This is a genomic window from Streptomyces neyagawaensis (assembly GCF_023516595.1).
GTDB lineage: Bacteria > Actinomycetota > Actinomycetes > Streptomycetales > Streptomycetaceae > Streptomyces > Streptomyces neyagawaensis.
Genome location: NZ_JAMGBG010000065.1, coordinates 1 through 15,532 on the forward strand (window position 1 = coordinate 1; position 15,532 = coordinate 15,532).

Sequence of the window (15,532 nt, forward strand, 5' to 3'; positions counted from 1 at the left end):
GCCCATGGGACGCCTCGTCACCCCCGACGAGGTCGCCGCCGCCATCGTCTACCTGGCGAGCCCGGCGGCGGCGTCCGTCACCGGCACCTCCCTCGCGGTGGACGGCGGCATGCAGGGACTCCGGCTCCGACCGGTCGACCCGTCATGAGGACGACCACGCTGGGCGGCAGCACGGTGCCGGTCTCGGAACTGGCACTGGGCTGCGCCGCCCTCGGCAACCTCTTCCACCCGGTCAGTGACGAGGCCGCCCACGCCACGGTGGACGCGGCCTGGGACGCCGGCATCCGCACCTTCGACACCGCCCCTCACTACGGCCTCGGCCTGTCGGAACGGCGGCTCGGCGCCGCCCTGCGCGACCGCCCCCGTGACACCTACACCCTCTCCACCAAGGTGGGCCGGCTGCTCGTACCGGATCCGGACGGCGGCGCGGGTGACGACCTCGCCCATGGCTTCGCCGTCCCGGCCACCCACCGCCGCGTCTGGGACTTCAGCGCCGACGGAGTGCTGCGCTCGCTGGAGGCGAGCCTGGAGCGCCTCGGCGTCGACCGTGTCGACGTGGCCCTGCTGCACGACCCGGACAACCACGCCGACCAGGCGTTGCGCGAGGCCTACCCGGCACTGGAGCGCCTGCGCGCCGAAGGCGTGGTCGGAGCGATCGGCGTCGGGATGAACCAGTCCGCGCTGCCTGCCCGCTTCCTGCGTGAGACCGACATCGACGTGGTGCTGCTCGCCGGCCGCTACACCCTCCTCGAACAGGACGGGCTGACCGAACTGCTCCCGGAGGCAGTTGCCCGCGGCCGGAGCGTCGCCATCGGCGGCGTGTTCAACTCCGGGCTGCTCACCGCGCCCCGGCCCGGCGCCACCTACGACTACGCCCCCGCTCCGCAGCCGGTGCTCGACCGGGCGCTGCGACTGCTGGCGGTCTCCGAGCGCCACGGCGTGCCGCTGCGCGCCGCCGCGCTGCGCTTCCCCTTCGGCCACCCCGCCGTCGCGAGCGTCCTGACCGGCGCACGGTCGCCGCAGGAGGTGCGCGACACCGTGGAGCAGCTGCGACGCCCCATCCCGCAGGCCCTGTGGGACGAGCTGCGTGCCGAGGAACTGCTTGCGCCTGGCACACCCTTCCCCGCCGCCACGCCGTCGAAGGGGCCGTCATGAGGGTCGCCCTGCACACCACGGTCCGTGCCGACCGCATAGAGGAGTACGAGGCCGCGCACCGCGAGGTGCCCGAGGAGCTGACCGCCGCCATCCGCGCCGCAGGCGTGAGCGAGTGGACGATCTGGCGCAGTGGCACCGACCTGTTCCACCTTCTGGAGGTCGAGGACTACGCCGCGATGATCGCCGAACTCGAGAAGCTGCCGGTCAACATCGCCTGGCAGGCGCGGATGGCCGAGTTGCTGGACGTCGTCCACGACTACTCGGCCCAGGGCTCGGACGCCTCCCTGCCGGTGGTGTGGCAGTTGTGAGCCACGAGGAGACCGAACCCGGCATCGTCGACGCGCACCATCACGTGTGGGACCTGTCCGTCCGCGACCAGGACTGGATCCGCGGCCCGGAACTCGCCCCGCTGCGCCGCGACTTCACCCTCGCCCACCTGGAGCCGGAGGCCCGCGCGGCCGGAGTCACCGCCACGGTGCTGGTGCAGACGATCACCGTGCCCCAGGAGACCCCGGAGTTTCTGGCACTGGCCGCGCACAGCGATCTGGTCGCCGGCGTCGTCGGCTGGACCGACCTGACCGCACCCGATGTCGCCGACCGCCTCGCGTGGTTGCGCGCGGGCCTGGGCGGCGCATACCTGGTGGGCATCCGCCACCAGGTGCAGGGAGAACCGGACCCCCGCTGGCTGGTCCGCCCCGACGTGCTGCGCGGTCTGGCCGCGGTCGCCAAAGCGGGGCTCGTCTACGACCTCGTGGTGAAGCCCCACCAGCTCAAGGCCGCTGCCGAAGCCGCCTCGTGTCTGCCGGACCTCACGTTCGTCCTCGACCACCTCGGCAAACCGCCCATCGTGTACGGCGCCCTCGAACCCTGGGCCGAGGACGTCCGATGGTTCGCCGCCCTTCCCAACACCGTCTGCAAGCTCTCCGGCCTGGTCACCGAAGCCGACTGGGGTTCCTGGACCATGAAGGATCTCAAGCCGTACGCCGACACCGTCCTGGACGCCTTCGGCCCCGACCGGCTGATGTTCGGCTCCGACTGGCCCGTCTGCCGGCTCGCCGCCCCCTACAGCGAAGTCATCGCCACCGCCCGTAAGTTGACGGCGTGTCTCACCCCCGCAGAACGCCACCAGGTCTTCACCGGCACCGCCGCGCGGACCTACGGCCTGACCGTCACCGGATCCCCAGGCCCACCCCGGGAAGCACCATGCGCATAGCTGTCTCCATCACCTGCTTCAACGACGCCTGCACCGTGCCCGCCTTGGCCTCTCACCCGGCGACGTCCCCCCTGTGACGGCGCCGCCGCGCTGACGCCCGAGCTCGACTGCGTCCACGTCGCCTCTCCCGCCGGCCGGGTGTGTCAGCGGCCGGCGCGGCAGTCGTAGACCGTGAGAGCAAGGGTCTTGAACGAGTTCTCCCACGAGGCGGGGGCGGTTTCTGCCGTACAACGACAGGCACTCACGCCCTCCCCGACGTGCCCCGGCCCCTGCTCGCAGGATCCGGGGCGCGTCGGGCTGCGCGGGTCAGTGCCCTTGGCAGCAGGAACCACCCGATGTCCGGCGGGCGCCCTGCGCGCCGATGCGCCGCGCCACCTCGGCTCGGGCCCGTCCCGTCTGGGACTCCGCGTCGTGGACCACCCGTCCGGAGATCAGGGTGTACTGGACCTTGGTGGCGCGGATCTCCTTCACGGGCACCTTGGTGATGTCCCGGTCGAGGACGATCAGATCCGCCCGCTTGCCCGGACAGCCGGTTCCCGAGTTCCCGTCGTGCAACTGGTGAGCAGCGCCCGCGGTGTGCATGACCAGGGACTGGGCGCGGGTCAGTCCTTCGCGGGCGTTGAGCGGCGGCTGGTCCTCGTCGGGGTGGCTGCGGTCGATCGCGGTGGCGATCTGGGTGAAGGGTGCCAGCGGGTCGACCGGCCAGTCCGAGCCGTCGGCCAGCAGGGCGCCCGCCTTGGCCAGACTGCGAGCCGGGTACAGACGGGCGTACCGCTCGGGCCCGATGTAGGGCTTGAGCGCGTCATTGGTGAAGGAGGAGGGCTGTGCCCACTGCAGCTGCATGCTGGCCACCACTCCGGCGCGCGCGAAGCGCCGGTAGGCGTCGGGGTGCACCAGTCGGAGGTGGGTGATGGTGTGCCGTCGGCTACGGCGCCAGGTGCGGGCGACGGCCTCGTAGGCGTTCAGGGCCGTGCGTACGGCGCGGTCACCGATGGCGTGGGCGTGCATCTGCCAGCCGTCCGCGTCCAGGGCCCGGACGAGGGCGTCTGACATCTGATCACACCTCACCCGACGGCCGTACCGGCCGCCGACGCCCGGTACGGTGTGTGCTCAACGTCTTAACCACAAGCCGCCGCAGGGCCGTTGGGGTACAGATGACGAGCTCACGTGTCTGGCGGCGCCCCACACTCGGCGCAGTCGCCGCACGGGCCGGGGTGTCCACGGCCACAGTCTCCAACGCACTCAACGGCACGGGTCGGCTGTCCGATGCGACCAGGCAGCGGGTGCTCGCCGCCGCACGTGAACTCGGTTACGCCCAGGCCAGCACGGCCAGGGCCCTGGCCCGTGGCGGCACCGGATTGCTCGGCCTGACCATGACGACGTACGGCGACCTTCCCATCCCGTACACCGAGATCCCGTACTACGCCCAGCTGACGCTGAGCGCCATGGCGGCGGCGCACGAGCGCGGCTACCTGCTCACGGTGATGCCGAGTTCCCTGTCACCGTGGATGTGGCTCAACACTCCGATGGACGGCGTCATCCACGTCGATCCGCGCGCCGACGACCCGGTGCGTCACCTCCTGCGGGAGCGTGGCATCCCCATGGTCTGTGACGGCCGGCCGCCCCAGCCGCACTGGTACGACGCGTGGGTCGACACCGACTACGAAGCGGGCCTGCACCTCCTGCTCGACCACCTGGCGGAGGCCGGCGCCCGGCGGATCGCGCTGTCCCAGCCGCTTCACGACGACGCGTACCCGCGCCTGATCGCACGCGCGTACCAGTCGTGGTGCGACGGACGCCAACTGCCCGCCCTCGTCGAAGAGTACGACGCGCTGCCCGACTACTTCACGGCCGAACAGGACGCGGTCGGCCGGCTCCTCAAAGGCGATCCACGACCGGACGCCGTCATCGGTGTCTACTCCGACTCCGGCCACACCATCCTCGCCGCCGCACGCCACCACGGGCTTCGGGTACCACAGGATCTGTTGGTGGCGTGCGTCAGTGAAGATCCGGACTACGCGACGACGACCCCGCCCGTCACCACGCTCAGCCTCCGCCCGGACCTGGTGGGCGCCGAAGCGGTCGACCTGCTGATCTCCCTGATCAACGCCCGCGGCGGCGTGGACCGGCGACGATCCGTGCAGCCGGCGCTGGCCCCTCGCCGGTCCACACGGCGCCCGGTGCGGCGGACGAACGGCACACCGTGACCACAGGGCCCCGTAACCCATCGGCGAGGCATGGCTTCGCTGGACGGATTCGAGTGCATCTGCCGACCCATCGACCTGGCGTGCCCGTCAGCCGTTCGTGGCATACCGGGCGCCTGCCCCCAGTGCCTACCGGCACACAGCCGTAGTCTGCCGCAGGGCCATGGCGGCCGGGTGACGCAGGCGGGGTCCCAGGTTGCGTTCGAGTGCGGGGTGGACGGCCACGGTCGCGGGCGCTTTGGCCCGGTCCCGGCACGTCCAGGAACACCGACGAGCTGCTGGGTGTGGTCACGGTGCTGCAGGCCGGTGCAATGCCACGCTCCTTGCGCACCGGTACGCCGGATCGGGCCGCGGTCGGAACGTGGCCCGGCTCGGGCCAGTTCCGACCAGCATCCAGCGCAACCACGGCCAGGAACGGATCACACCGTCACCGGTTCACTCGGACGGGCGTGAAGCCTGGAGGGGACAGGTGAGCGGGAGCACGCGTTCGGTCAACTGCCCGGTGAGCTGGGCATCGGTGAGGGCGGCGTCGGTGAGCCAGTCCGCTGCGGTCAACTGGTCGACCAGGTGTTGCAGCTCGCCGCAATCGACCGCGACCCGGGCGGTGAGAGCGTTCAACGCGATGCCCTGACCGCCGGGACCCAGGATCCCCGAGGCGTCGGTCTGTGTGGCCAGCGTCAGGGCGAGCAGCCGGGTGCCGGCGGTGGCCTTGGCCTTGCGGAGCTTCTTGTCCGAGATGACCTTCTGGGCCCAACCGGAGAGCTTGGGCCGCGTCTTCTTTCCGAACGTGAACGGGCCTGCCTTGTCCTCGTGGGGCACCAGGGAGGGGACAGTGATCGGGGTGGGGTTCTCCGGCCGGGAGGCGAGCAGGTCCCCGGCGGTGCCGGGCAGGATGAGCCAGCCGCAGCCGGTCAGCTTCTCGACCAGGTCCTCCGGGTCGGTGAGGCCCAGAGCGGTGACGTCCTGGCCGACGAGGTTGCCTGTGCCGGTGTGCGCGGTACGCAGGGTCAGCATCAGTACCAGCAGCCGTGCCTCCGGGCCGGGCAGCGGGCTGTGGTCGGCCACGTACGCGAGGACAGAGCGCGCGTGGTCCCCCTGTGTCGGCACAGTCAGCAGGCGCGACACGGTCGGCCCGTCGCTGTCCGCGATGCCGCCGGTGCGCTGCTGGTGCTGGAACCGGGCAGCGGTGGCGGCCTGCTCGGCGCGCCGGGCCTCCAGTCGCAGGCTCATGATGCCGCTGACGTCGGCCCAGGTGGTGAAGGCCCGTGCCTTGCGCTCGTGGAGGTCGGCGAGCAGCGCGAGATCAGGCTCGGTGCGCTGCTGGTAGGCGCGGAAGAGGTCACCGAGTTCGATGAGTTCGTCCCGCAGGGCGGCGGGCCTCAGGTTGTGGGGGATGATCCGCTGGGCGATCTTCGCCTGGGGTGGGCGGCGCCGTGCAGGTACCGAGCGGGAAGCCGGAGCCCGCGTCACGGCGGCGACCTGGTGGTCGGAGAACTGCGGGGCACCCGCGCTTGCGCCCGTGGCTGCGGGGGCCGGGCGGTCGGTGGTCTGCGGCCCGGGCGCCTGGGAGGTGGCCGCGGTCCTGGCTCCGGGGGTGGCGGCCGCGCACCGCGAGCAGCACTCCATGGCGTGCCACCAGCGTCCTTCCCGGTCGGTGATCACGGCCAGGACGACCGGCCCGCCGCACCGCCAGGGTTCGGAACGCACCTGCCGGCCGGTGTCCGGCAGGTGCGTGTGGCAGCCCTCTGCCCTGCACGCGCAGTACGCCCCGGCCCTGGGGACGGGGGCGGCACGCAGGTGGGCCTTGAGGTGAGCGACCGCGGCCGCACGGCCGGCGGCCGCGGACGGAAGACGCTGCTCGGCACAGGCGGGGCGGCTGCACGAAATGCGTACTGCCCCACTGCCCTGGCCGGCGGCGTCCAGACGTACCGTCCAGCGGCGCCCCGGCACCCGTTCGTCCAGCTCGCTCACAGCGGCCTGCGTCATCCCGGTCTTCCTCCCGTCCCGTGGCTGCGATGCTCGCCCCCGCTTCCCGCCGTGCCGGGCGGTACACGTGGGCGGCGAGGGCCACCGTATGCGGCACAGGAGCGAAAGCCGATGAACTCGCCCCGCCGTTCAGACCTTTCCGGGAGCTCTCACTGGCAGGTGAGGGCTCTTCGTCGTGTGCCGCCGCGCCCATGAGGCGTCAACCCAACGCCGCCAGCACCGCCCGTTTCGGTGAGCTCCGACCTGATGACCGCAGCGGCGGCCAAGCTCATCGCCAAACTCGCGATCATGCCCGAGTCCCATGCCCACCTCCCCTCCGCCGACTCCCCCGACGGCTCGGGCTCATTGGCGGCTGGCACGGGGAGAGTCCGCTTCCCGCTCGTACGGTGGGTGCTCGCCCCGTGCACGACGTGGCAGGCGCGGCGCCTGGCCGCCGACTTCGGCGGGGGAATGGACGCGAAGACCGCGTGGGTGATGGCCCGCCTCGCCCGCCACCCGGATGAGCACGGCTACGTCATGGCCCACCTGGACGACGAACACCGCACGCCGGACTGAATGGAGCGCCGTTCAGATGTCGGCATGTGGGAGAGCCGGCAGCGGTGGAGCGGCTGGGTGCCCCCGCGCGTTGCCGTGCCGCAGGTCACGTGGCTGCCGTACGTGGTGTGCTCCCCCCACCCGCGGGGATGGTTGGCGAAGACCAGGCGCAGCCCGGGGCGGCCACGAACTGTCACCAACTTCCGCTTCCGGCGCTGCCGAAACGCTGAAACAGCTTGTCACCTCGGGAGCCGCCTGCTGGGATCCCTGCGGTCGGTGCGACATCCCAGACGCACCCGGCTCTGTCTCCAGGAGCAAAGTGACTGTCTGCGTTACTCATCTCAGCGGGGGCCTGACCGCACCCTGGTGCACGGACAGTGCTTCCCGTACAACGAATCATGGCCAACCGTCCGGAGCCCGACGACCTGTCACCGCCGGAAGAATGGAGCGCTCCTGAGCGCCGTCTGTGGTCCGCTTTCCGTGCCGGCAGCATGTTGGACCTTCGTACAGGAGTGGCGACAGGCGACGCGCCGGCGGGCGGAGCAGAGTGGGGCCCAGAGCGGCAGATCAGAGCCGACGTAATCGCGCTCCTGCTTCTCGATGGCCCGCCCGCCACTCCTGGGAAGGTTCGTGCGCTTCGTGTTTCGGGCGCACGAGTGACGGGTGAACTCGACCTCACGTCAGCGACCGTCGACTGCGAGATCGACTTTGATGCCTGTTCCTTCTCCGATGTTCTGAGCCTTCGGCACGCTACGACTCTCGCCGTCTACCTGTGTGGGTCGCATCTGCCTGAGCTCAGCGCGGAAGCCCTGCACTGTCCAAGCCTCGACATGCGCGACGCGGTCGTCGAGGGGAACGTATGGATCCAGGCGAGCGATTTCACGATCGACCTCAACCTTGATCGTGCGAAGGTCGGCGGTTGGATCAACGGCAACGTCCTCACGATCGGGACATGGTTCAACGGCCGATTCGGCCTGTCCGTAGGCAAGTGGCTCTCACTGGCCAGCGCCCGGATCGGGGGTGTCGACCTGCGCCAAGCCGATATCGGGCTTTCCGGAGGCACCGAAGAGGCACTCGGCGCCCATCTGCTGGCGTGTGACACCTTCTGGGCCTCGGAAATTCGAGTGGCACACGGCATCATCCTGAGCGGCGCACAGATCACCGGCGAAGCGGTTCTGTCGAAGGCCGTTGTGCACGGAACTCCCTCGGGCAGGCCCGCAATCCGGCTCGATGAGATCCACGCGCGACGCCTGGAGATCGATACCGCAAGGGAGGACGCGGAGTCCGTCTCGCTGCGGCCACCATTGGCAAGCTGATCGACCGTCCTCAAGGAGGTCCGCTCCTTGAAATGGACGCGCTCACCTACGCGCGACTCGAACCGCTCCCGCCTCGTTCGACCCGTATGCGCCTCGCCTGGCTCCACGAGAGCCTCGGCGACCGGTACATGCCTCAGCCTTACGAGCAACTGGCGGCAGCCTATCGAGCCCTCGGCCATGACAGCGAAGCCCGCAGAGTCCTGCGGGCGAAGTACCGCCACCACCGCTCAACTCTCCCGTGACAACCAAGATCTGGGTCTGGTTGCAGGATGTTGTCGCAGGCTATGGCTACCGCCCCGCTCTGGCCGGTGGGTGGCTTGTCGCCCTCACACTCCTCGGCACACTCGTCTTCAGCACCAACGAGCCACAGCGCTCCGAACCGGGCCGCGGCCCGGCCTTCAACCCCACTGTCTACACACTCGACCTGTTGCTGCCCATCATTGACTTCGGTCAGGAAAGGGCGTTCGTGTCGGCGAGCGGACAACAGTGGTTCGCCTATGTCCTCATTGCCTTGGGATGGATACTCGCCACCACGCTTGTCGCTGGCCTTACCCGTGTGCTGGGGCGCTCCTGATGCAAGTACCCATCGGTAGGTCCTCGCGGTTCACCGACGGCGGCGGGCTGCCGGACCGCGCCCGGCGACGTACGCGGCGACCGCGTCGACGCCCGGCCTGGGCCTTGCGGTCGGTGAGGAACAGGGGGCAGCCGCAGGTGCGGCGGACGATCAGGCGGGGACAGGAGCTGGGCGGTGCCGGACTGTCAGTGAAATCCACTCGGTCGCCCCGTCCTTGGCGGTGATCTTTCCGCGCCTGTCCTGCGGGTACAGGTCTTCCACGTTGAGGCACAGCTCCTCGTCTGCCCGTGCGGCACTTTCGTAGAGGAGCTTCCAGAAAGTCTTCTCCCGCAGTGTAGGGTCGCCGACGATCCAGCCCTGACGCTGCCACCAGCCGATCGCCTTGCGCGCGATGGACAGTTCCCGGTTGAGGGTGTCGACGTCCGTCGCGTCCGCCCGCGCCGCCGCCAGTTCGGCCAGGACTTCCGGCAGTGCCGGGTCGTCGATCGCCGTGACGGGGAAGAAGGGCGGTGTCGCGCCCCGGCGGGCGGGTCCGGTCGGCGGCGGTTCGTCGGCGAGCATCCATCCCCACGTCGTCAGCGAGATCCGGGAGATACGCACGGAGGACTTCGCGATGCCCGCGCCGGTGAGGTACCGCTCGACCGCCGCGGTGTATGACGACGGCGGGGCGGCGGACAGAGGTACGACCCGAGCGCGCGGCAACCGAAGCGCGCCCCCGCTCTCGAGTTCGGTCGCCGGTTCGATCGTCACGCTGTCCCACCCTTCCGGCGCTGCCGCAGTAAACGCCTACGCCTCGCCCCTGCGGCAGTACCGTCGTCGCCCCGGAGTCAGCGGGTCTCCGCATCGTCTGTTCGTGTGGATCCGGTGCTGTGGCGTGCTTCCCTAGCACCGTCGTCGAGGGCCGTTGGGCTCTGGGAGGGTGGCGCTGTCTTCTCGCTGGAGCGTGTGCCGATCAGGCTGGCGGTGAACAAGAGGACGGCCCCGGCGTAGAAGGGGGCGCGCAGTCCGAAGGCATGGGCGGTGAAGCCGGCTGCCACGGCACCCAGTGCGGTGCCGACGCCGATGGCCATCTGGTAGGCCGTGGCGACACGCCCCAGCAGTTCGGCGGGCACAAGTGACTGGCGCAGCGATACCGCGGTGACATTCCATGCCAGGTTCGCTGCTCCGTACGCGGCGATGCCCATGCCGGCCATAGGGCCTGAGGTCGCGGCGCCTGCGACTGCGGCGGCGATGGCAGTGCCCGCAGCGGTCAGTTTGAGGACGCGCGGAGCACCGAAGCGTGCGGTTAGGCGCGGTGTCGACATTGCCCCTGCCACGCCGCCGAGCGCGAAGGAGGCGACCAGCAGGGCGAAGCCCAGGTTGCTCAGGCCCAGGGTTTGCCGGGCGTAGAGCACCAGGATGGCGATGAGGCCACCGCCGACGAGGTTGGTGATCCCGGATGCCAGGCAGAGCCGGCGCAGCAAGTGCTGGCGCCAAAGCCAGCGGACGCCCTCGGTCGTGTCACGGCGCAGGGTCGTCCATGTCTTCGACGCTGGCTGGGAACGGGGCTGGAAGCTCCCGCGGAGGACGCATACCAGTGCGGCGGCGGTGGCGAAGGACACCGCGTCGACAGCGAAGGGGAGCGCGGCGGCGATGCCGAACAGCAGCGCACCCAGGGGGGTTCCAAGCAGGGTGTCCGTGATGAGGGAGCTGGACTGCAGACGGGCGTTGGCCCGTGTGAGTTCGCCGTGGTCAACCAGTGCGGGGACCATGCCGGCCCAGGCGCCGCTGTAGAGGGTCTGCCCACAGCCGAGCAGGAAGGCGACGAGCGTCAGGAGTGGAATTGTCACCATGTCGGCTGCCACCGCCGCGGCGAGCGCTCCGACAAGCAAGGCCCGGGACGCGTCGACGAGCCACAGGATTCGGCGGCGGTCGAAGCGGTCCGCCAGAACACCGGAGGGCAGACCGAGGAGCAGCCAGGGCAGTTGCTCCGCCAGGGACACCAGCGCGATCTGCCGCGGATCGGCGGTCAGTTGCGCCGCGAGGAGCGGCAGAGCAACGAAGCTCATGCCGTCACCGAGGCTGGATACGGTGACCGAGGCCCAGATCCGATTGAAGCTCGGCCCGAGCCGTGTGCGGGGAATCCCTCTGACGGATAACATGAACCAGACTCTGGTTCTGGTTTTGGGAGGTGTCAAGAAGTCAGATGACTGAGCAAGTCCACAAGCCGCAGCAGCAGCGCAGCCGGGAGAAGGTGACCCGCATCCTTGAAGCGACGGCGACGCTGCTGGAGACGACTTCCTATGAAGAGCTGGGCACCAAGCTGATCGCCGCCGAGGCGGGAGTCTCGGTGGGCGTGCTCTACCGGTACTTCACCGACAAGGAAGCAATTGTCGCCTCCCTGGTTCACCGCTGGTTCCAGATGGACGTGCAGATTGCCGAGCGGATCACTGAGGAGCCCTTGCCTCAGCGCTCGCAGGAGCTGCTGGAGAAACTGCTCAGCGCCTACGCGGACCGCTTCCGCAGGGAGCCCGGCTACCGGCGCGTCTGGTACCACGGGCCACGTATCGCCGCGCTGCGCGCGGATGGCCGGCAGACGGACCAGGCGATCGCTGAACGGGTGCACAAGGCACTCGTCCGCGGTTACGCGATGCCGGACACCGAGCAGTTCCGGCGACGCGCTCGACTCGCCGTGGAAGTCGGGGGCAACCTGCTCGACCTCGCCTTCCGCGAGAACGCCGAAGGCGACCCCGAGATCCTCGCCGACGCCGCGCTCATGATGGACCGCTACCTCTTCGCACCGTCCACCGCCTCAGGGTCTCCAGGAACCGGGTGAAGCTGCGACAGAAGCCCTCCGGTACGGACTGTCAGGCGGCCTGACCGAGAACAGCAGCGGTCAGGTCCTGCTCACGCAGCGGGGCGAAGTCGACGTCCCGCTTCGGGTCGTACGCCTCGGGCTGGGTTCCGAGCTCGTGGGTTGAACCTCATCGCCTGCTCCTGCTCGATGGGGTCGTTGTCGGCGATGACGCCGCGATTGCCGAAGCCAATCCACTGGGAGAACCGGTTGAACGACTCGACGTTGCTAGTCGCCGCCGTCACCCGACTGTGAAGCGGTGTCCACTGTGTGCGTCAGGATCAGGCAAAGCGGGCGGTGGCCGTATGGGTGGGGATCAGGGACAGGGGACCGTCGTCGAGGTTGCGTACGCGTTGGCCTGGGATCTGGAGGCCTGCGCGTTGTGGCGGCCTCTGACCGTCGAGGCGGCGCGTGAGCGGGATGCCGCGGGGCTGCCGTACGTCGTGGTGTACCGGATCCCGGGGCGGGAGGTTCCACTGGAGGTCCGGCTGGTTTCCTGGCGGGACCACTACGTGGGCCTGTGGGTCTACGACGACCAGGGCCGCCGCACCGACGAGCTGGACCTGCGGCTGCTGGACGATCAGAGTCGGCTGCTCAGGCGACGTACCCGCAGGTGGCAGTACACCGGGCCGGAGATGGCGGAGTTCGACGACGAGTGTCCCCGCTCCGTGGTGGAGCTGTTCCCGGACGGCAGGGGATCGATCACAGAGGCGCCCCGAGGCGAGCGTGGGCGGAGGCTCGTCACCGTGCCCGACGCCGATACACGACGTTGGCAGGACCGTCCCGGGTTCGAAGACTGGCCGGTGGCCGCCGCCCGCTGGCGGGGTCTGCCGGGACCGGTGGAGCTCCAAGCGGCGGCGCTCGACTCAGGCACGGTGGAGACGCCTCGCGACGCGTCCGAGGCTCCCGCCACCTGCTGGCGACCGCCCCGCCCCGCGCAGCCCGGGCTGCTCGACGCGCTGTTCCGGGCCGGGACACGTGTGACCGACGGGTTCCACCCCGAGATGACCGTGGTGGAGCCGCTCCGGACTGGGACCCTGCGCGTGCCGAGCGGACTGCTGGCCGTCTCCGGGCCGGACAGCCTCTCCGACGAAGGGCCCGCCATCACGGTTCCTGTCCCGCCGGGGGAGTACGTACTCGAAGAAGCACAGGTCCGCTTCGGCTACGACTGTGAGTGGAGCCAGGGCTGGGTGACCCGCACGGAGACCACAGCGGTCCGGCTGCGCATCAGCGACACCCCCGCCGCGTCGTGGGAGATGGGCCTCGGGCCGGATGACGACCCCAGGCTGCTCGGGGAGAACGAGATCTTCGGCTTCGACACCGACGGTGCGACCGGATGCTTCGCCGATGCCGGGGCCTGGGAGTCGCTCCGCCGGCTCTTCGAGCGGCACGTTGTCGGAGGGGAGCCGGGCGTCGGGGAGGACACACCCGACTCCATGTACCTTCTGCGTACTCGGGACGAGGCATCCGGCGGTGAACTCGTCGCCTTCGCGACGACCGGCGACGGTACCTACCCCGTGTGGGTGGGGCGCTCCGCAGACGGGGATGTGGCCGAAGTGGTGGTGCTGGTGGAGGGGATGCCTACGGTGCTCCGGGACGGCACTGCCGACGGGGCGGAGGCGACGCTGGTTTGAGACCGGGGACTGGCGGGCTCGCGCAATCAACTGTTGTCGCTTCCCTGAGGAGCCCAGCCCGGTGGTGACCTTCCGTGGTCCCCTGGGGCGTACCGGCTCCATGTGCCGCCGGTCGTTGCGGAGCCGGGTGGTGGTTCTGTGGTGGTAGCCGAGCGCGTCCATGGCCAAGGGGGGGGCGGGCATTTCGAGGAGCTGCTGGCGGATGGCGGCGCTGCGGGCAGCCGCGGCCGGGACCCGGATCTCATTCAGCAGCGCGGGCAGGTGATCGGGGCGGGCTGGCTGGTGTCACTCGCAGCATCGAGACGTCGTCGCTGGTGCCCACCAGTCCTCGATCGAGTTGCCGCGTCCCGCTCATGGCAGGCGAATTCGGCCACTCTTGGCGCGATTTTTTCCTCTAACTTCTCGGGTTACGTCAACTGAGTAATTCGAGCCGGAAGGCGGAGTGGAAGCGCATTTCTCAAATCGCTTCCTTTACCTACGCCATGTGCTCCAGCGGGGTGGGATCGCTTACCGAGCGTGGTTGCGGCGTCGGCCTTCTCGTGTGTGACGCAAGCCATAGCTGGGGTCAAAACCCCCATTCCGAATGGTGCATGACGGTGCATATCGGGCGTCAATGTTCTTCCATGTGAATGGAGTTAGGTATTCCGGCGTCTTATCTGCGTGATGCTCAATTGACTCCTCTCTAACCATCTCTTGACCTTTGTTGGCTGATACTCATAGCCTTCACGTCACTATCGGCGCCGCCGACCACGAGCGCTGGAACCGGGCCCGATTGTCTTTCGGGTGCCTGATCAGAATCATGGGGGATGCGTGTACGACGTCATTGTTGTGGGTGCCCGCTGCGCCGGCTCACCGGTCGCCATGCTCCTGGCGCGCCTCGGCCACCGGGTCCTCGTGGTGGACCGGTCCTCTTTCCCCAGCGACACGGTCTCGACCCACTACATCCACCAGGCGGGGCTGCTGAGGCTCCGGGAGTGGGGACTGCTCGACGAGATCGTCGAAGCGAAGACCCCGGCGATCCGCAAGATGCACTACAGCTACCGGGGCATCGAGCTCAACGGCTTCGCCGACCCCGTCGACGGCCTCGACGCCATCTACTGCCCGCGCCGCACCGTGCTCGACGAGATCCTGGTCAACGCCGCCCGCAGAGCCGGCGCCGAAGTGCTGGAGGGCTTCACCGTCTCCGACGTCATCGCCTCCGAAGGCCGGGTGACCGGCATCCGGGGACGCGAGGGCGACGGACCGGAGCGGGAGTTCCGGGCCTCGGTGGTCATCGGCGCGGACGGCTTCCACTCCACGGTCGCCAAGAAGGTCGGCGCCGAGTTGTACAACGTCCGCCCCGCGGCCGGGTTCATCTACTACTCGTACTACAGCGGCCTCGACTGGGGCCTGCACCACAAGACCGGCTTCAACGAGCGCTGGTTCGGCAGCTGGCCCACCAACGACGGGCTGAACATGCTGGCCGTCATCTGCACCCGGGCCCAGCTCAAGGACTTCCGCACCGACGTGGAGACCCGCTTCCAGGCCGTGTTCGACGACGTCCACCCGGACATGGGCGCCCAACTGCGCGACAGCGGGCGGCGCGAGGAGGACTTCCGCCCCATGCGCTACCCGGACAACTACTACCGCCGCGCCCACGGCCCCGGCTGGGCTCTCGTGGGCGACGCCGGCTACCACAAGGACCCCTACACAGGGTGGGGCATCACCGACGCCTTCCTCCACGGCGAACTGCTCGCCGAACGCATCCACCAGGGACTGTCCGGGGAGCGGCCGATGGACGAGGCGCTGGCCGAGTACAACAAGGTGCGCGACGAGGAGAGCGCCGGCGTCTACGACTTCACCACCACGCTCGGCGAACTCACCGAACTCCCGCCGTTCTTCAAGGCGACGATGAGCGCGATGAGCGCCAGCCAGGAGTGGACCAACAAAATGCTCGGCCTGATCGGCGGCGTCGTCCCCGACTACGAGATCTACGCGCCGGACGCCCTGGAGCGTCTCTACGACGACGCGGGCGTACCCGAGGAGGAGCGGGTCTACGACCCGGCCGCCTGACCCGGGCGGGCGGCGACCTCCCCGGCGGCCG

16 protein-coding genes are annotated in these 15,532 nt (G+C 69.6%); 11 read left to right on the forward strand and 5 right to left on the reverse strand.

Features of this window, described 5'->3' with window-relative positions; genetic code table 11:
* The 4 genes from M8J73_RS25625 to M8J73_RS25640 form a co-directional block, all read left to right on the forward strand.
* On the forward strand, window positions 1–148 hold a 148-nt coding region (locus M8J73_RS25625; RefSeq protein WP_249829130.1), incomplete at its 5' end, for an SDR family oxidoreductase.
* Entirely contained in the window at window positions 145–1,155 is a 1,011-nt protein-coding gene (locus M8J73_RS25630) for an aldo/keto reductase (protein ID WP_249829101.1), read from the forward strand. The genes M8J73_RS25625 and M8J73_RS25630, both read left to right, overlap by 4 nt.
* Window positions 1,152–1,463: an L-rhamnose mutarotase gene (locus tag M8J73_RS25635; RefSeq protein ID WP_249829102.1), complete on the forward strand. Its 312-nt coding sequence runs from the start codon at window positions 1,152–1,154 to the stop codon at window positions 1,461–1,463. The genes M8J73_RS25630 and M8J73_RS25635 overlap by 4 nt, the downstream gene beginning before the upstream one ends.
* Entirely contained in the window at window positions 1,460–2,368 is a 909-nt protein-coding gene (locus tag M8J73_RS25640) for an amidohydrolase family protein (RefSeq protein ID WP_249829103.1), read from the forward strand. Before M8J73_RS25635 ends, M8J73_RS25640 begins: the two co-directional genes overlap by 4 nt.
* A 306-nt stretch (window positions 2,369–2,674) precedes the next feature.
* On the opposite strand, the gene M8J73_RS25645 is transcribed toward M8J73_RS25640, so the two are convergent.
* Window positions 2,675–3,421 carry an amidohydrolase family protein gene (locus M8J73_RS25645; RefSeq protein WP_249829104.1) on the reverse strand — a complete coding sequence of 249 codons (747 nt, stop codon included), beginning with the start codon at window positions 3,419–3,421 and terminating at the stop codon, window positions 2,675–2,677.
* Window positions 3,422–3,522: 101 nt separating this feature from the next.
* On the opposite strand from M8J73_RS25645, the gene M8J73_RS25650 reads away from it, so the two are divergent.
* Window positions 3,523–4,575 carry a LacI family DNA-binding transcriptional regulator gene (locus M8J73_RS25650; RefSeq protein ID WP_055540811.1) on the forward strand — a complete coding sequence of 351 codons (1,053 nt, stop codon included), beginning with the start codon at window positions 3,523–3,525 and terminating at the stop codon, window positions 4,573–4,575.
* 432 nt (window positions 4,576–5,007) lie between these two features.
* Here M8J73_RS25650 and M8J73_RS25655 read toward each other — a convergent pair whose 3' ends face one another.
* Window positions 5,008–6,558, reverse strand: a complete 1,551-nt coding sequence (locus tag M8J73_RS25655) for a hypothetical protein (RefSeq protein WP_055540812.1) — start codon at window positions 6,556–6,558, stop codon at window positions 5,008–5,010.
* Window positions 6,559–6,789: 231 nt separating this feature from the next.
* On the opposite strand from M8J73_RS25655, the gene M8J73_RS25660 reads away from it, so the two are divergent.
* The 3 genes from M8J73_RS25660 (at window position 6,790) to M8J73_RS25670 (ending at window position 8,982) form a co-directional block, all read left to right on the forward strand.
* Entirely contained in the window at window positions 6,790–7,113 is a 324-nt protein-coding gene (locus tag M8J73_RS25660; protein ID WP_206187950.1) for a hypothetical protein, read from the forward strand.
* A gap of 377 nt (window positions 7,114–7,490) precedes the next feature.
* Window positions 7,491–8,408, forward strand: a complete 918-nt coding sequence (locus M8J73_RS25665) for a hypothetical protein (protein ID WP_157873240.1) — start codon at window positions 7,491–7,493, stop codon at window positions 8,406–8,408.
* A gap of 238 nt (window positions 8,409–8,646) precedes the next feature.
* Window positions 8,647–8,982 carry a hypothetical protein gene (locus M8J73_RS25670; protein WP_055540815.1) on the forward strand — a complete coding sequence of 112 codons (336 nt, stop codon included), beginning with the start codon at window positions 8,647–8,649 and terminating at the stop codon, window positions 8,980–8,982.
* A gap of 150 nt (window positions 8,983–9,132) precedes the next feature.
* Here the strand turns inward: M8J73_RS25670 and M8J73_RS25675 are convergent, their stop codons facing one another.
* Together M8J73_RS25675 and M8J73_RS25680 are read right to left on the reverse strand one after the other, a co-directional pair.
* Window positions 9,133–9,732 (reverse strand): hypothetical protein, encoded by a 600-nt coding sequence (locus tag M8J73_RS25675; protein ID WP_240501563.1) that lies wholly within the window; start codon window positions 9,730–9,732, stop codon window positions 9,133–9,135.
* Between the two features lie 77 nt (window positions 9,733–9,809).
* Window positions 9,810–11,123: an MFS transporter gene (locus M8J73_RS25680; RefSeq protein ID WP_079055053.1), complete on the reverse strand. Its 1,314-nt coding sequence runs from the start codon at window positions 11,121–11,123 to the stop codon at window positions 9,810–9,812.
* Window positions 11,124–11,167: 44 nt separating this feature from the next.
* Here M8J73_RS25680 and M8J73_RS25685 point away from each other — a divergent pair, with 44 nt between their 5' ends.
* Complete coding sequence (locus M8J73_RS25685; RefSeq protein WP_055540817.1) at window positions 11,168–11,797, forward strand: TetR/AcrR family transcriptional regulator; 630 nt, start codon at window positions 11,168–11,170, stop codon at window positions 11,795–11,797.
* Window positions 11,798–11,868: 71 nt separating this feature from the next.
* Here the strand turns inward: M8J73_RS25685 and M8J73_RS45570 are convergent, their stop codons facing one another.
* Window positions 11,869–12,060, reverse strand: coding sequence for a Tn3 family transposase (locus M8J73_RS45570; protein ID WP_107424057.1), 192 nt, complete (start codon window positions 12,058–12,060; stop codon window positions 11,869–11,871).
* 60 nt (window positions 12,061–12,120) lie between these two features.
* Here M8J73_RS45570 and M8J73_RS25690 point away from each other — a divergent pair, with 60 nt between their 5' ends.
* Window positions 12,121–13,449, forward strand: coding sequence for a DUF4241 domain-containing protein (locus M8J73_RS25690; RefSeq protein ID WP_055540818.1), 1,329 nt, complete (start codon window positions 12,121–12,123; stop codon window positions 13,447–13,449).
* 810 nt (window positions 13,450–14,259) lie between these two features.
* Window positions 14,260–15,501 carry an NAD(P)/FAD-dependent oxidoreductase gene (locus M8J73_RS25695; protein ID WP_055540819.1) on the forward strand — a complete coding sequence of 414 codons (1,242 nt, stop codon included), beginning with the start codon at window positions 14,260–14,262 and terminating at the stop codon, window positions 15,499–15,501.
* Window positions 15,502–15,532 lie beyond the last annotated feature (31 nt).